The sequence below is a fragment of the Mesorhizobium sp. M1A.T.Ca.IN.004.03.1.1 genome, assembly GCF_003997555.1.
In the GTDB taxonomy this organism is placed as follows: Bacteria; Pseudomonadota; Alphaproteobacteria; order Rhizobiales; family Rhizobiaceae; genus Mesorhizobium.
Genome location: NZ_RZTV01000727.1, coordinates 1 through 252 on the forward strand (window position 1 = coordinate 1; position 252 = coordinate 252).

The 252-nt window shown below is 60.7% G+C and carries 1 protein-coding gene; it reads right to left on the reverse strand.

Annotation, left to right across the window (positions count from 1 at the left end; all coding sequences use genetic code 11):
- On the reverse strand, positions 1-252 hold a 252-nt coding region (locus tag EOD29_RS36375), incomplete at both ends, for a hypothetical protein (RefSeq protein WP_164764037.1).

Sequence of the window (252 nt, forward strand, 5' to 3'; positions counted from 1 at the left end):
GTGAGGAAGCCTCGGATCTGCGGCAATGTCATCTTCGGCATCGCCTTCTGCAGCTCGGCATCGTACTTCATACGCTCGGCGACCGAGCGGCCTGTCGCGCCGGGAAGCCGATTGACCACGGTTTTGTCGAGGATGTGGAAGAGGTGTTCCTCGGCGCCCTTTTCCCACCCGCGAGCGGGCCGGTAGGCCACGGTCTCGATGCCGAGTTCCTTCAAAGATTCCTTGATGTTGAGGCCGATAAGATGCTTGGCG